The following is a 14,164-nucleotide window of genomic DNA, read 5'->3' on the forward strand; positions in this document are numbered from 1 at the left end:
ACGATCGCCCTAGTATTCCCGTATGAGCGAGACGCTCGCTGGTGGGGAGTTCGGTCTCGGGCCCGGGTCCGGTCCGTCGATGGTCGCGATCCGCCACACCGACCGGGGGAACGCGGTCAAGCAGTCACTGGTGAGTGCCGCCCTGTTCCTGCCGGTCTTCGCCTGGTGGCCGACTGTGCTGTGGCTCTTCGCATTCGACCCGCTCGACGGCACCCCGTTCCCCGAGTACTACGCGAACCTCCAGGCCAACGGGCCCGAGGCGAGCCTGCTGTTGATCTGGTCGCTGACCGCCCTGATGCCGTTGTACACGGTTCTCGTGCTGGGGATCTGGGCGCGGAGCCCGCTTCGGTCGGGTATCGCGGTGGCGATCGGCGCGGTCGGCGCGCTCGGATTCTGGGGCGGCCAGGTGCCCGTCCTGGTGCGGTCGGGTGAGTACCCGATCCTCACCTTCTGTTCGGAGAACATGCCCGCCTTCGTCGTCCTCCTGATCGTCGCGTGGTCGGTCGCGCGCCGGCGTGGATTCTGGTGGGTCCTGGCGGTTCCGGTCATCGCTCTGCTGGCGATCAACGCCTATGAGGGCTGGGCGTCGAATCCGGTCGACGCGATCGTCGACGGTACGGGACGACTCCTCGACGTCCCGGCCTCGCAGGTGCTGGATCCCTTCTCGCCGAGATTCCGTTCGCCCTTCGACGATGTGATCGACATCGTGGCGGGGATCGTCACCCTGTGGGTGGTCGATTCGGTGTTCGGTGCCTTGTCGCGGCAGGGACGCGACCCGCAGCAGTCCCGGGCCCGCGACTACTGACACTCACGAAAACCCATCGGAGACAGAAGGTTCGGGTCAGAACTGCATCGCCACGGCTCGTCCGACGGTGAATACGATGAACCCCAGGCTCAGGACGACGCCCAGCGCACACAGCAACCGGGCGAGTCGGCCGGCCGAGTTCGGCTGACCGCGACCGGCCAGATACCAGCCGGCCACCCCGACCGGCAGGCCCAGCCCGCCGACGACGCTCAACGGAATCGCCGCGACGCCGCAGGCGAGCGCCGCGGTGGTGCGCCGGGCCGGGCGGGTGTCGACCGGCGGTGGGTCCAGTACCGGGAGGTCCTGTGAGGCCCGAACGGTCGAGAATTCTGGAACATGCTGCGGCACAGTATGGCCCGGTAATCCCGAATAGGCGGTCGCACCCGCGTGCGTCCTCGGTGGACCGGCTCGCGACGCGCGGCCGCGTGGTGGGACTGCGGCGGTTACGGGAATCGCGGCGGTGGGCGCGCGGACGGTCGGAGTGAACTGGGCCGCTCGCCTCGCTCCCGGCGCCGGGACGAACGTGGTGGTGTCGATCGCCGAACGGAGCTCCGCGGCAAAGGCTCCCGCCGATGACGGCCGGTCGGCCCGGTCCTTCGCGAGCCCGGAACGCACCACGGCGGCCACTGCCCGCGGGACGTCGGGCCGGAGGGCGGACACCTCGGGAGGCGGCGTGCTGAGGTGGTGGTGGATCATCATCGCCGGTGTGCGTGCGGTGAACGGAACCGTGCCGGTGAGCAACTCGAACACGCTGCAGGACAGGGAGTACACGTCGCTGCGGGCATCGAGGGAGCCGGCCGAGAGCTGCTCGGGTGACGAGTACGGAAAGGACCCGATCACCAGGTCCGTCGAGGTGAGTGAGGTTGCACCGGCGTCGGTCGATCGCGCGATACCGAAGTCGGCCAGGCGAATTCGTCGTCGCACCGCAGAGCCCGGAGAGCGCGGGTCGGACTCCTCGGCGCTGAGCAGGATGTTCGCCGGTTTGACATCTCGATGGAGCAGCCCGCACCGATGCGCGTGATCGAGTGCGGCGCCGATGGCGTCGCCCACGGCCGCGACATCGGCCAACGGAAGTCCCCGGGGGGAGGTGGCGAGCAGCGCGGCCGCATCCGTTCCGGGCACGTACTGCATCGAGATCCAGAGCCGTCCGTCGACCTCACCCCGGTCATAGACGCTGACGATGCAGGGATGGTCGAGCTGGGCGGCGAGGTCGGCCTCACGGGTGAACCGGGCACGGAAGGTCGGATCGTTCGAGACGTGCTCGGCGAGCAGCTTGATGACGTCGTGGCGGGGGAGTCGTGGATGACGCACGAGGTACACCTCGCCCATGCCGCCGGCACCGATCTTGCGCACAACCGTGTATCCGGCGAACTCTGTGCCCGGTTGCAAGCTCATGGGCAGACCTTCGTGTGCAGGCGTGTCGGTAGCGGCGGCGGCCGCCTCAGACTACGCCGCTTCAGCCCAGGTCATCGAGGGTTCCGTCGTTCGGCCGACAACTCCGGGGGCGGACCCGTCCCGGCATCGAGGTGACACCTGTCACAGAGGTTGGCACCGGCCGCGGTGTCGGACCTACTCTTGCTCTGCAACGTCTGGTACCCGTGCCGACGCCGCCGCGCCGAGTTCGCTCGCGTGACGGTCGCTCCGGCAGAGGCGGGACTGGAACGAGACTCTGGAGGACAGCGGTGACCTCACCGAGCGGTGGTATGCCGTCCGCACGGCGAGCCGGTGGCGATGACGCCGTCGGCGATGGCCTGCATCCCGCTCACCTCGTCTCGGACGACGCGTTTGCACGGTCTGCTCCCACCGATCCCTTTCCGGGAATGACGAACCTGCCGGCACCGGCTCGGCTCACCGTCGGTCTCATCTCCGCCGGTCGTGTCGGCACCGCGCTGGGCGAGGCGCTGGAGAAGGCCGGGCACGTGGTCGGTGCCGTCGTGGCCCGTTCGCCCGAGTCCCGCGGCCGGGCGGCGCGTCGGCTCCCCGAGTCCGAGGTCCTCGATCTCGACGAGGTCGTCGCAGGCTCCGAGTTGTTGCTGGTCAGCGTGCCTGACGCAGCCCTGAGCGCCGTTGTCGAGCAGATCGCGTCCTCCGGTTCGCTTCGGCCGGGGACGATCGTGGCGCACACCGCGGGTGCGCACGGAGTCGCCGTGCTGCAACCGGTGACCGAACGCGGGGCACTGGCGATCGCGCTGCATCCCGCGATGACGTTCGTGGGGTCGGAGGACGACACCGCTCGTCTCACCAACGCGTGCTTCGCGATCACCGCCGCCGATGCGGTGGGCGAGGCCATCGCATCGTCGCTGGTGCTGGAGATGGGCGGCGACCCGGTGCGGATCGCCGAGGCCGATCGCACGCTCTATCACGCCGCTCTGGCGCACGGCGCCAACCATCTGATCGCCCTGATCTCCGACGCGGTCGTCGCGCTGAATGCCGCGATCGACCACTCCGGCCGCGACACCGCAACCGTCGACGGGCACGGCAACCGCCTCGCCGAACGCATCCTCGGCCCGCTGGTCGCGGCGTCGTTGCGGAACGTGCTGGAACTCGGCCCGTCGGCACTGACGGGGCCTGTCGCCCGCGGCGATGCCCCCGCGGTCACCCGGCATCTGGCAGCGCTGCGCACCGTGCCCGGTGGCGCCGGACCGCACGGCATCGCCGACGCGTACCGCACACTCGCACGACGCGCGGCAGACCACACCGATGCGCCGCAGGCATTGATCGACGCACTGGAGGACCGATGACAGCACCACACGGAGGAGGCGGCGTGAGCGGCCCGCCCGACGGACAACCCACCTACTCGGCCGGTCGCATGACCGTGCATCGGGAGCCGGCGTCACTGAGCCGCGTCACCCGCGCGCTACGGGCCGCGGGCAAGCGCGTCGTGCTGGTCCCGACCATGGGCGCCCTGCACGCCGGCCATCTCCAGCTCGTCAAGGCCGCCAAGGCCAAGGGCAACACGGTCGTGGTGGTGTCCATCTTCGTCAATCCGCTGCAGTTCGGCGCGGGCGAAGACCTCGACGCGTATCCGCGCACCCTCGACGCCGACCTCGCTCTGCTCGAGCCGCTGGGCGTCGAGTTGGTGTTCGCACCGTCCGCGTCGTCGATGTATCCGAACGGTCCGCGGACGACAGTGCACCCGGGTGCGGCGGGCGGGATCCTCGACGGCATCTCGCGACCGACGCACTTCGCGGGGATGCTGACCGTGGTCCTCAAACTGCTCAACATCGTCGGACCGAATGCGGCCTTCTTCGGCGAGAAGGACTATCAGCAGCTGGTGCTCATCAAGCAGATGGTGACCGATCTGAACCTCGACGTCGACGTCGTGGGGGTCCCCACCGTACGGGAACCCGACGGGTTGGCCATGTCGTCGCGCAACCGCTACCTCACCCCGGAGCAGCGGGAACTGGCGACAACGCTGTCGGCCTCGCTCGTCGCCGGCGCCCACGCGGCCGAGGGCGGACGCGACGCTATTCTCGCCGCCGCGCACTCGGTGCTGGCCACGGTGCCGGAGATCGAGCTCGACTACCTGGCGCTGCTCGGACGCCAGCTCGAGGAACCACCCGAGAAAGGCCCGGGACGCCTGCTCGTCGCGGCCCGGCTCGGCAACGCGCGCCTGATCGACAACGTGGGCGTGAGCATCGGCGGACTCGCCGCGCTCGAAGAAGAAATCGCCTGGACCAACGCCACCGCAACCACGACAGAGGGACGATGACCATGTTGCGCACCATGATGACCTCGAAGATCCACCGTGCCACCGTGACCCAGGCCGATCTGCATTACGTCGGTTCGGTCACCATCGATTCCGACCTGCTCGACGCCGCGGGCCTGCTCGAGGGCGAACAGGTCACCATCGTCGACATCGACAACGGCGCCCGCCTGGTGACCTACGCGATCGCCGGCGAACGCGGCAGTGGTGTCATCGGGATCAACGGTGCGGCAGCACATCTCGTCCATCCGGGTGATCTCGTCATCATCATCGGCTACAGCATGCTCGACGCGGCGGAGTTGCGGGAGTACTCGCCGAACGTGGTGTTCGTGGATGCGCAGAACCGGATCGTGACGACCGGTGACGATCCGGCCGATGTACCCGAGGGGTCGGGGCTGCTCGACCCCCGTCACCTCGACGGTCCGGTCTTCGCCGACGCCTCGCTCTGACACGGCAACGGCTTTCGATGCTGCTCACCGTCGACGTCGGGAACACCAACATCCATCTCGGCGTGTATGCGGGGGTGGGGGACCACGCGCGACTGGTGCGCGACTGGCGGATTCACACCGACCCGCATTACACCGCGGACGAATTGGCCTGGGCGTTCCGGGGCATGCTCGGAGACGACATCGACCAGGTCACCGGGGTGAGTGCGTTGTCGACGGTGCCGTCGTTGCTCCGCGAGCTCCGGGTGATGGTGCCGCGCTACTTCGGTAACGGTCCGCATGTGCTGCTCGAACCCGGCGTGCGCACCGGTGTTCCGCTCCTGGTCGACAATCCCAAAGAGGTCGGTACCGACCGGGTCTCCAATTGTCTGGCCGCCCATCATGAATTCGGCGGGCCCTGCATCGTGGTCGCGTTCGGCACGGCGACGGTCGTCGACGCGATCTCGGCGTCGGGCGAGTTCCTGGGCGGGGCGATCGCACCCGGGGTGAACCTTGCCGTCGAGGCGCTGTCCGAACACACGGTCACGGTTCGGAAGGTCGAGTTGATGCCGCCGCGCGGCGTGCTCGGCAAGAACACCGTCGAGGCGCTCCAGTCGGGCATCCTGTACGGCTTCGCCGGTCAGGTGGACGGACTGGTCGACCGTGTCTGCGACACCGTCCCGGGGTTCGACGGCGACGACGTGACCGTGGTCGCGACCGGTTACCTCGCCCCGCTCATGTTCGACGAATGTCGTTCGCTCACCGACCATCACCCGCATCTGACCCTCGAGGGGCTGCGCCTGGTCCACGAACGGGCCAAGGCGAACCCGCGGCGCGGCAAGTGATTCTCGCATCTCGAGGCGGTCGGCCGCCGGCGCTGTGGTCAGCGCCCGCGGAGCGCGGCTTCGGTGTAGGCGCTGACTCGGTCGGTCAGTTCGTCGCCGGTCAGCTCGGTGCCGGCCAGCTGATGCACCTGGGCATCGACGGCCGCGAACGCGAGCCGTAGGTCCACCGCCGCGGACTCCACGGTCCAACCGTCGGCGACGAGGTAGGCGGTCAGCCGAGCGATCAGGGTGTCCACGAGCGCGGTGTACCCGGCGGCCAGGCGTGCCGGATCGGCCAGTTCGCGCAGGCGCCCATGGGCACGACCGTGTGTCGAGTTCTCGCGCACCGCCACCTCGATCACGGCGCGCAGCACCTCCGGCCATGGACTGGAACCCACCGGATTGTCGTCGAGCACCGCGGTCATCGCCAGGTCGGCGTCGTCGAGGTGGCGCCGCGCGAGTTCGTCGAAGATCGCCTGCTTGTCGCCGAAGTACTGGTAGATCGAACCCACCGACACCCCGGCCTTCTCCGCGATGCGGTTGGTGGTCACCTCCGCGCCCTCGGTGTCGAGGAGCTGTGTGGTCGCCTCGAGGATCGTTTCGACGGTGAACGAAGAGCGTTGTTGCCGTGGTCTTTTGCGCATCTGTTCGGTCTCTCGCGTTCGCGGCGGAGGGGTGGACTCAGCGGCCGATCGACAGGGTCAGCAGCGCCCCCGATTCCGTCCCGGCCACGAGGCGACCGGTCGATCCGGGTACCACGGCGAGGGCGGTCACCGGCTGCCCGACGTTCGTGGTGCAGATCCGATCGGTCCCGAGGTCCACGAGGTGGACCTGGCCGGTGGTCGACGACACCGCGAGCTGTCCGGGGCCGACCGCGGTGAGATCGTCGAGCACACCCGGCAGCGGAGTGGTGAGATCGGCCGCCACGGAGGAGGCGGCGGGATCGGCGAGCGGGACACGCAGCACGCGACCCGTTGCGCTCATGGTCAGCGTGACAAATAGGTCCCGACCGACGATCACGGCGCCGTTGATCCCGGTTCCGTTGATCGTGGCACTGAGAGTCAGGTTCTTCGGTGCCGCGGCCGACCAGGCGCGATCGATGGAACCGTCGGGGCGGATCCGCACAACCCCGAGTCGCCCGTCGGAGACGTACACGTCGCCGGTGCGGTCCACGGCCAGCCCGTTCGGCATACCCAGTCCGCGTGCGAAGACGCTCGCCGGCGCGGAGGGCAAACGCGGGTCGATCCGCAGGACCTTGCCGACCAGCGGAGACCCGGGCAGCATGTTGACCGGCGAGTCGCCAGAGGCGATGTAGAGGAGACCGTCCGGGCCGAGACGGACGGCGCCGGGTGACTCGACGCGGACGCGAGCCGTGACCCGGCCCCGCTGGTCACGTCTCTCGACGACGTTCTCGAGAATCCGCGACACCCACAGGTTTCCGTCGGCGTCGTAGCCGACGTTCTCCGACCATCCGGTCGGCGTCGACGACGGAACGACCTCGGTCACCGTCACGTGGGCGCATCCGGGCGCCGCCGCGGCCGTCGTCGGCTGGAGTCCCAGAACCACAGACGCCATCACCACGACCACCGCACCCACTCGCGAAGACCCTCGCATCGCCCACCGCCTCACCGTCGGCCCACACGCTATCGCGTCGCAGCTCGTCGCAGTCCGACATTCTCGGCGATGCGGTGGACGTCGGCTCCGTGCTCCCCGACGTCGAGAAGCTGAGTGCGTGCCCGAGAAGTAGGCCGACGGTGAACGAAGACCGTTGCCGCCGAGTATGTTTCGCATCTTCTCGACGCCGGTGGAATGCGAGTTGCCGGTGGACTTCTCCGGTTCGACGATGGATGCATGATCCGCGAATCCGGAACGCCCGAATCCTACCTTCGCTTCCTGCCCGAACCGTGGCGGTCCGCAGCCACCGGGGTGGCTGCCGAATCCGGCTGGTGGGCCTGGCCGTCGAGCTCCGACCGGCCGTGCGGGGAGGTGGATGTGCACATCCTGCGGGCGCGCCGGAACGCGGCACCACTGCGCGTGCTGCTGCTGCACGGAGGTGGCGGACACAGCGCCCTGGTCTGGCCGCTGGGTGCGGTCCTCGCCGACGAGGGGTACGAGGTGCTGGCTCCCGATCTGCCGCAGTACGGCCGTACGCGGGTCGCCGACCCCGGGCGGGTTCGCCACCAGGACTGGATCGATCTGGTCTGCGACCTCGTGGTGGCCGAGACCGACGACGATCCGCGGCCCCTCGTCGTGCTGGGTGCGAGCCTCGGCGGCATGCTCGCCTACGAGGTCGCGAACCGTACCGGGCGGGTCGCCGCGGTCGTCGCGACCTGCCTGCTGGATCTGGCCGGCGATCCCGACGCGCGGCGAGCAGTCGCGCGCACGCCGATGCTCGGGCGACTCTCCCCGCTGATGCCGGTGCTCGCGCGGCTCGGAACGCTCGCGCGGGTGCGATTCCCGATCCGCTGGGTGGCGCCGATGTCCGCGATGAGTCTCGACCCGGCACTGTCCCGGGCCTGCCTCGACGACCGGCTGGGTGCCGGATCGTCGGTCTCGCTGGGATTCTTGGCCGACCTGATGACCCACGAGGTGCCGCCCCCTGAGGAGTACCGGGGTCCGCGCGTGCTGCTGGTCCACCCGGCGGCCGACTCCTGGACACCGCCGGAGGTCAGTGTGCGCTTCGCGCGACGGATCGCGGCGCGTACCGACATCCACCTGCTGACCGGGTGTGGGCACTTCCCGGTCGAACAACCCGGCGTCGACGAGTTGGCCGCACATCTGCGTGCGCTGGCCGCCGATCTCGTCGGGGAGGCGTGAACACGCCTGCCGGTGTCAGCGGAACGCGCGCAGCAGGGGAGTGGGATCGTGGTCGGCGTCGGTGCCGTCGGAGTCCCGCAGCAGTGCGTCGAGGACCAGGCCGTCGAGCGCGGCGACGAGTTGGCGGGCCTCGGTGCGGGGCAGCCCGCCGTCGACGAGCGCCTCGACATAGCGGTCGCGGTGTCCGACCATGGCCCGGCGCAGCTCCTCGTCGCGTGTCGCCAGGAGCATGAGTTCGTAGCGCGCCCGGGTGCGGATCCGGTCGGTGCCCAACCAGCGGGCGATCACCTCGCGCGTCGACTCGCCGTCGGCGGCGCGGTCAGCGGTGAAGACGTGCTCGACGAGAGCCGCGAGGAAGCCGCTCAGCCCGCCGAAGTGATGCCGAACGCTCCCGTGTGGGACTCCCGCCGCGTCTTCGACGGCGCGTGCGGACGCCTGGCGGATACCCAGGGTGCCGATGAGGGTGATGCCGGTGTCGAGCAGCACGTCGCGAGTCGATGCAGTCGTCGATTTCTCCACCTGGAGAAGTGTATCTGCTATCCTTCTTCTCCATGTGGAGAAGAAGATCATGAAGGTCGTGGTGGTGGGTGCGGGGATCGCCGGGCTGTGCACCGCAGCCGGTCTGGCACGCAACGGGGTGCGCGTCACCGTCGTGGAGCGGGCACCTGAGGTACGGGGCGGCGGGGCGGGTCTGAGCGTGTTCGCCAACGGGGTCCGTGCGCTCGACGCCCTCGGGTTGCGGTCGGCGATCGGCGACGCTCTTGCTCCGCCTGCGCCGACAAGCGGGACCAGGACGCCGAACGGCCGGTGGCTCAGTCGATTCGACCCGGCGTCACTGGTCGACATGCGCGTCGTGCGCCGCACCGACCTCCACGCGGGCCTGCTCGCCGCGGTGACCGACGACGTCGAGATCCGGACAGGATCGGGTGTCGACGACATCTCGCCCGGGAGTGGACTTGTGCGGTTGTCCGACGGAACCGAGATCGGTGACTGCGATCTGATCGTCGGCGCCGACGGCCTCCGCAGCCGGGTGCGGCCCGCGATCGTCGCGGACCCGGGCGTCCGACGGTGCGGTTACTCCGCCTGGCGAGCTGTCACATCAACCCCGGTGAGGGTCGACGCCGCGGGTGAGACGACCGGTCGTGGGGCGCGGTTCGGGATCGCGCCGCTGCCGGACGGACACGTCTACTGGTTCGCCTCGGTGTCGACCACAGGAGACGGCGACGGCGGCCTCGACGAAGTGCGGCAACGGTTTTCGGGGTGGCACCGGCCGATCGGGGAGTTGCTCGAGGCCACCGACCCGGCGGACGTCGGGTATCTCCCGATCGAGGAACTCGCCGCCTCCCTGCCGACGTTCGTCGGATCGCGGTGCGTCCTCGTCGGCGACGCCGCGCATGCCATGACGCCGAATCTGGGTCAGGGAGCCAACCAGGCGATGGAGGACGCGGCCACCCTGGTGGCCCTGTTGCGCAGGTCGGGTCCCGGCGGTCTCGACGACACGTTGCGGGTCTACGACGAGCTGCGGCGCCCGCGGACCCAACGGATCGCGCGGCAGGCGTCGATGGTCGGCCGGGTCGGCCAGATGCGCGCCGGGCCGGCGGTCCGGGCCCGCGACCTCGCCCTGCGCATGACGCCCGACGCCGTCCTCAACGCGCAGATGCGACGCGTGCAGCGGTGGGAGCCGCCGGAAGTGTGACGTCGTCGCTCCGATCGGGGTCTGGCCGGTCGGGGCGGGCTGTGGCATACTCGTCGCCGTGATCATGAGCTGTCAGGAGTGTTGTCGGGGCTAGTACCGCGTTTGCGGCTGCCCTACTTCGCGCTCCCCGCTCGATCTCGATCACCTCAGGACATCTCCTCATGACCGCTTCGGTTGCTTCTTCTGCTGTCACCTCGCCCGCCTCGGTGTTCTCCGTTGCGCCGCCCACTGTCGCCCCGGCACCCCGTGCGCCGTTGTCCCTGCGGGTCGACGACTACGCGTCCGCGGTCGCCGCCGGCGCGATCCCGGTCGACGTTCGCTCCCACCGGCGCCGTCAGCTCGACGGCGCACTGTTCGGTGCCCTCGCCATCGATGCGGTCGAGGTTCTCGACCGGCTCACGCCGGACACCCCTGATTCCCTGCGCGCCGCCCGACCGGAGTCGCGATGGATTCTCGTCAGCGAGGACGGGCACGAGGCCGAATGGCTCGCGTGGCACCTGCAGGCGCGTGGCGTGCACGGTGCGGTGTTCGTCGTCGGCGGGCACCGTCGGATGCGGTCGGCACGGGTCAACGGCCGGATCCGCCCCGACGACCTCGCCGTCATCTCCGCACACGAGAGCTGAACCCGCGCCCAGCACGACCCGGTTGTGGCCTCGATCACGGCCGGGCGGTGAGTTGGGAGTCGATGACCGGCCCCGATAGGGTGCGTGGGGTGAGTGACAGGCCGACCAGCACCGCCACGCCCGAAGCGACCGACGAGCAGACTCCCGAGCAGTTGCGGATCCGCCGCGAGAAGCGTGAGCGGATCCTGGCCGAGGGTCGCGAGGCCTACCCGGTGGCGATCCCGCGCACCCACAGCCTCGGTGAGATCCGCGCGGCCTATCCCGACCTCGAGGCCGGTACCGAGACCGGACAACACGTCGGCGTGAGCGGGCGCGTGATCTTCCTGCGCAACAAGGGCAAGCTGTGCTTCGCGACGCTTCAGGAGGGCGACGGCACCCAGCTGCAGGCGATGGTCAGCTTCAACGGCGTCGGCGAGGACGCGTTGGCGCGGTGGAAGTCCGAGGTCGACCTCGGAGACATCGTCTTCATCTCGGGCGAGGTCATCAGCTCGCGCACCGGCGAACTGTCGGTGATGGCCGACGGTTGGCAGATGGCGTCGAAGTCGTTGCGTCCGTTGCCTGTCGCCCACAAGGACATGAACGAGGAGACCCGCGTGCGGCAGCGCTACGTCGACCTCATCATGCGTCCGGAGGCGCGCAGCATCGCCCGGACCCGGATCTCGGTGATCGCCGAACTCCGTGCGGCCCTGGGCCGTCGAGGTTTCCTCGAGGTCGAGACCCCGATGCTGCAGACCCTGCACGGCGGTGCGGCGGCGCGACCGTTCGTCACGCACTCCAACGCGTTCGACATCGACCTGTTCCTGCGCATCGCACCGGAACTGTTCCTCAAGCGTTGTGTGGTCGGCGGCATCGAGCGCGTCTTCGAGATCAACCGCAACTTCCGCAACGAGGGTGCCGACTCCACCCATTCGCCGGAATTCGCGATGCTCGAGACCTATCAGGCCTACGGCACCTACGACGATTCCGCCGTCATGATCCGCGAACTCGTGCAAGAGGTTTCGCAGGCGGCGCTCGGCACCCAGACCCCGACCATGCCGGACGGTTCCACCTACGACCTGTCCGGTGAGTGGACCGCGCTGGAGATGTACCCGTCGCTGTCCGAGGCACTCGGTGAGCAGATCGTCCCCGCGGGCGCCGACGGCGAGACCACCGTCGACCAGTTGCTCGCGATCGCGGCACGGGTGGGCCTCGAGATCCCGAAGGACAAGGGGTACGGCCACGGCAAGCTCGTCGAAGAACTCTGGGAACACATGGTCGGTGAGAAGCTGGATCGCCCGGTCTTCGTCCGCGACTTCCCGGTCGAGACCTCGCCGTTGGTCCGCGCGCACCGGTCGGTGACCGGCGTCGTGGAGAAGTGGGACCTCTACGTGCGCGGCTTCGAGTTGGCGACCGGCTACTCCGAACTCGTCGACCCCGTCATCCAGCGCGAGCGTTTCGCCGACCAGGCGCGCCTGGCCGCCGCCGGTGACGACGAGGCGATGGTCCTCGACGAGGAGTTCCTCGCCGCGATGGAGTACGGCATGCCGCCGACCACCGGCACCGGGATGGGCATCGACCGTCTGTTGATGGCCCTCACCGGTCTCGGCATCCGCGACACCATCCTCTTCCCCCTGGTGAAGCCCCGCTCCTGACCGGGATTTCGGAGCGGAATCCCGGGTGGGGTCAGGTGAGGTTGCGCTTGAGGATCTTGCCCGCCGCGTTGCGGGGGAACTGCTCGACGAAGACCACCGACCGGGGGACCTTGAAGTTCGCGAGATGCTGCTTGGCGTAGGCGATCACACGGTCCTCGTCGAGGTCGGCGTCCGCGCGGACCGTCAGGTAGGCGCGGCCGACCTCGCCGAGCCGGTCGTCGGGGACACCGACGACCGCCGACTCGGTGACACCGTCGATCCGGGCGAGGGTCTGCTCGATCTCCGCGGGGTAGACGTTGAACCCACCGCAGATGTACATGTCCTTGAGTCGGTCGGTGATCTTCAGGTTGCCGCGCTCGTCGATGGTCCCGATGTCACCGGTGTGCAGCCATCCGTCGGCGTCGATCGTCGCAGCGGTGGCGTCGGGATCGTCGAGGTAGCCGACCATCACCATGTCTCCGCGGGCGAGCACCTCGCCGTCGTCGGAGAGCCGGATCTCCATGCCCGGGAACGCCCGCCCGCAGGTGGTGGCCACCGTCGTGTCGTCGTCGTCGGGCGTGCATGTCGACACGAAGCCGCTCGCCTCGGTCAGGCCGTAGGCGGTGATGACGGTGTCCACGCCGAGGTCCTGCTGGAGGCGTTCGACGAGGACGACGGGCACGATCGCGGCGCCGGTGATGACGATGCGCAGGCTGGACAGATCGTGGTCGGCGCGTTTCGGGTCGTCGAGGATGGTCTGGAAGATCGTGGGTGCGCCGGGGAAGACCGTTGCGCGTTCGTCGGACACGAGCGTCATCGCCTGCTCCGGTGAGTACACGGCGAGCGGCAGCATCGTCACGCCGAACAGGACGCTCGGCAGGATGCCCGCCTTGTATCCGAACGTGTGGAAATACGGGTTGACCATCAGGTAGCGGTCACCGGGGTGCAGTCCCGCGTTCGCGCCCCACCCGTACGACCCGGTGAGGGTCTGTCGGTGAGTTGCCAGCACTCCCTTGGACTTTCCGGTCGTCCCGGAGGTGAAGAGGATGTCGGAGATGTCTTCGGGGGAGACGGCGTCGGCGCGACGGTCGGCCTCGGTCTGTGCGTCGTCGGTCGCCCGATCCAGGAACTCATGCCAGTCGACGGCGCCGTCGGGGGCGGTCGTGCCGTCGGTCAGCGGCACCCGCACGACCAGATCCGGCATCGACGCACGGTGATCGCGCAGGAGCTCGGATGCGTGGTCGGCCCCGAGGAATTCGCCGGACACGATGACGGCGCGGGACCCCGACCGTTCGACGATCTCGACCGCCTCGCCCGCGGTGTAGCGGGTGTTGAGCGGAACGAGTGTGGCACCCGCGTAGTGGACGCCGAGCGCCGCGATCGGCCAGTGGAAGCTGTTCGGTGACCAGATCGCGACCCGGTCCCCGGCCTGGATGCCCGACGCCACCAACGCACCGGCGAAGGTGCGCACCGCGCCGTGCAGCTGCGCCCAGGTCAACTCGAGGCGCGGATGCGACGAAGGGGCCCACTGCGCGTCGACGAGAGCGATACGGTCGGCCCAGGTGTGCGCTGCGCGACGTACGGCGGCGGGTGTGGTGGGTGAGGGGAGAGTCTCGTGCAGAGAGGTCTGCGCCATGCGCCCCAACCTAGCACTTGCT

The 14,164-nt window shown here is 69.3% G+C and carries 14 protein-coding genes; 9 read left to right on the top strand and 5 right to left on the bottom strand.

Annotated features, from left to right (window positions below; all coding sequences use genetic code 11):
• Window positions 1–22: 22 nt before the first annotated feature.
• Window positions 23–805 carry a hypothetical protein gene (locus tag AB4Z55_RS07365; RefSeq protein WP_248643505.1) on the top strand — a complete coding sequence of 261 codons (783 nt, stop codon included), beginning with the start codon at window positions 23–25 and terminating at the stop codon, window positions 803–805.
• Between the two features lie 36 nt (window positions 806–841).
• Here the strand turns inward: AB4Z55_RS07365 and AB4Z55_RS07370 are convergent, their stop codons facing one another.
• Window positions 842–2,200, bottom strand: a complete 1,359-nt coding sequence (locus AB4Z55_RS07370; protein WP_354560952.1) for a protein kinase — start codon at window positions 2,198–2,200, stop codon at window positions 842–844.
• A gap of 287 nt (window positions 2,201–2,487) precedes the next feature.
• Here AB4Z55_RS07370 and AB4Z55_RS07375 point away from each other — a divergent pair, with 287 nt between their 5' ends.
• Genes AB4Z55_RS07375 through AB4Z55_RS07390 form a run of 4 tightly spaced genes read left to right on the top strand, consistent with a single transcriptional unit; the run spans window position 2,488 to window position 5,781 of the window.
• Window positions 2,488–3,546, top strand: coding sequence for a DUF2520 domain-containing protein (locus tag AB4Z55_RS07375; RefSeq protein ID WP_354560950.1), 1,059 nt, complete (start codon window positions 2,488–2,490; stop codon window positions 3,544–3,546).
• Window positions 3,543–4,517 carry a pantoate--beta-alanine ligase gene (gene panC / locus AB4Z55_RS07380; RefSeq protein WP_354595828.1) on the top strand — a complete coding sequence of 325 codons (975 nt, stop codon included), beginning with the start codon at window positions 3,543–3,545 and terminating at the stop codon, window positions 4,515–4,517. The genes AB4Z55_RS07375 and panC overlap by 4 nt, the downstream gene beginning before the upstream one ends.
• Window positions 4,518–4,519: 2 nt before the next feature.
• Entirely contained in the window at window positions 4,520–4,960 is a 441-nt protein-coding gene (panD, locus tag AB4Z55_RS07385; protein ID WP_354561290.1) for an aspartate 1-decarboxylase, read from the top strand.
• A 17-nt stretch (window positions 4,961–4,977) separates the two neighbouring features.
• Window positions 4,978–5,781: a type III pantothenate kinase gene (locus AB4Z55_RS07390; protein ID WP_004020819.1), complete on the top strand. Its 804-nt coding sequence runs from the start codon at window positions 4,978–4,980 to the stop codon at window positions 5,779–5,781.
• A 38-nt stretch (window positions 5,782–5,819) separates the two neighbouring features.
• Here AB4Z55_RS07390 and AB4Z55_RS07395 read toward each other — a convergent pair whose 3' ends face one another.
• The gene (locus AB4Z55_RS07395; RefSeq protein WP_354560947.1) at window positions 5,820–6,404 is read right to left on the bottom strand and encodes a TetR/AcrR family transcriptional regulator; all 585 of its coding nucleotides are present in this window, start codon (window positions 6,402–6,404) and stop codon (window positions 5,820–5,822) included.
• Window positions 6,405–6,441: 37 nt separating this feature from the next.
• Window positions 6,442–7,335, bottom strand: a complete 894-nt coding sequence (locus AB4Z55_RS07400; protein WP_354560945.1) for a hypothetical protein — start codon at window positions 7,333–7,335, stop codon at window positions 6,442–6,444.
• A gap of 276 nt (window positions 7,336–7,611) precedes the next feature.
• On the opposite strand from AB4Z55_RS07400, the gene AB4Z55_RS07405 reads away from it, so the two are divergent.
• The gene (locus AB4Z55_RS07405; protein ID WP_354560943.1) at window positions 7,612–8,577 is read left to right on the top strand and encodes an alpha/beta hydrolase; all 966 of its coding nucleotides are present in this window, start codon (window positions 7,612–7,614) and stop codon (window positions 8,575–8,577) included.
• A 15-nt stretch (window positions 8,578–8,592) separates the two neighbouring features.
• Here the strand turns inward: AB4Z55_RS07405 and AB4Z55_RS07410 are convergent, their stop codons facing one another.
• Window positions 8,593–9,096 (bottom strand): TetR/AcrR family transcriptional regulator, encoded by a 504-nt coding sequence (locus tag AB4Z55_RS07410; protein ID WP_231895834.1) that lies wholly within the window; start codon window positions 9,094–9,096, stop codon window positions 8,593–8,595.
• Between the two features lie 49 nt (window positions 9,097–9,145).
• Here AB4Z55_RS07410 and AB4Z55_RS07415 point away from each other — a divergent pair, with 49 nt between their 5' ends.
• The 3 genes from AB4Z55_RS07415 to lysS all read left to right on the top strand — a co-directional run bounded on the left by AB4Z55_RS07415 (window position 9,146) and on the right by lysS (window position 12,527).
• Complete coding sequence (locus AB4Z55_RS07415) at window positions 9,146–10,273, top strand: FAD-dependent oxidoreductase (protein ID WP_354561289.1); 1,128 nt, start codon at window positions 9,146–9,148, stop codon at window positions 10,271–10,273.
• A 161-nt stretch (window positions 10,274–10,434) separates the two neighbouring features.
• The gene (locus tag AB4Z55_RS07420; RefSeq protein ID WP_101819823.1) at window positions 10,435–10,896 is read left to right on the top strand and encodes a hypothetical protein; all 462 of its coding nucleotides are present in this window, start codon (window positions 10,435–10,437) and stop codon (window positions 10,894–10,896) included.
• A gap of 62 nt (window positions 10,897–10,958) precedes the next feature.
• The gene (lysS, locus tag AB4Z55_RS07425; protein WP_248643500.1) at window positions 10,959–12,527 is read left to right on the top strand and encodes a lysine--tRNA ligase; all 1,569 of its coding nucleotides are present in this window, start codon (window positions 10,959–10,961) and stop codon (window positions 12,525–12,527) included.
• Between the two features lie 31 nt (window positions 12,528–12,558).
• Here the strand turns inward: lysS and AB4Z55_RS07430 are convergent, their stop codons facing one another.
• On the bottom strand, window positions 12,559–14,142 hold the full coding sequence (locus AB4Z55_RS07430) for a FadD3 family acyl-CoA ligase (RefSeq protein ID WP_239403795.1): 1,584 nt from the start codon (window positions 14,140–14,142) through the stop codon (window positions 12,559–12,561).
• Window positions 14,143–14,164 lie beyond the last annotated feature (22 nt).

This window comes from Gordonia sp. ABKF26 (assembly GCF_041103195.1).
Lineage (GTDB): Bacteria > Actinomycetota > Actinomycetes > Mycobacteriales > Mycobacteriaceae > Gordonia > Gordonia terrae.

Excerpts from the sequence above, each read along its gene's own strand:
- AB4Z55_RS07365 (WP_248643505.1), top strand. The coding sequence starts at position 23 with ATGAGCGAGACGCTCGCTGGTGGGGAGTTCGGTCTCGGGCCCGGGTCC.
- AB4Z55_RS07370 (WP_354560952.1), bottom strand. The coding sequence starts at position 2,200 with ATGAGCTTGCAACCGGGCACAGAGTTCGCCGGATACACGGTTGTGCGC.
- panC (WP_354595828.1), top strand. The coding sequence starts at position 3,543 with ATGACAGCACCACACGGAGGAGGCGGCGTGAGCGGCCCGCCCGACGGA.
- panD (WP_354561290.1), top strand. The coding sequence starts at position 4,520 with ATGTTGCGCACCATGATGACCTCGAAGATCCACCGTGCCACCGTGACC.
- AB4Z55_RS07390 (WP_004020819.1), top strand. The coding sequence starts at position 4,978 with ATGCTGCTCACCGTCGACGTCGGGAACACCAACATCCATCTCGGCGTG.
- AB4Z55_RS07395 (WP_354560947.1), bottom strand. The coding sequence starts at position 6,404 with ATGCGCAAAAGACCACGGCAACAACGCTCTTCGTTCACCGTCGAAACG.
- AB4Z55_RS07400 (WP_354560945.1), bottom strand. The coding sequence starts at position 7,335 with ATGGCGTCTGTGGTTCTGGGACTCCAGCCGACGACGGCCGCGGCGGCG.
- AB4Z55_RS07405 (WP_354560943.1), top strand. The coding sequence starts at position 7,612 with ATGATCCGCGAATCCGGAACGCCCGAATCCTACCTTCGCTTCCTGCCC.
- AB4Z55_RS07415 (WP_354561289.1), top strand. The coding sequence starts at position 9,146 with ATGAAGGTCGTGGTGGTGGGTGCGGGGATCGCCGGGCTGTGCACCGCA.
- AB4Z55_RS07420 (WP_101819823.1), top strand. The coding sequence starts at position 10,435 with ATGACCGCTTCGGTTGCTTCTTCTGCTGTCACCTCGCCCGCCTCGGTG.
- lysS (WP_248643500.1), top strand. The coding sequence starts at position 10,959 with ATGACCGGCCCCGATAGGGTGCGTGGGGTGAGTGACAGGCCGACCAGC.
- AB4Z55_RS07430 (WP_239403795.1), bottom strand. The coding sequence starts at position 14,142 with ATGGCGCAGACCTCTCTGCACGAGACTCTCCCCTCACCCACCACACCC.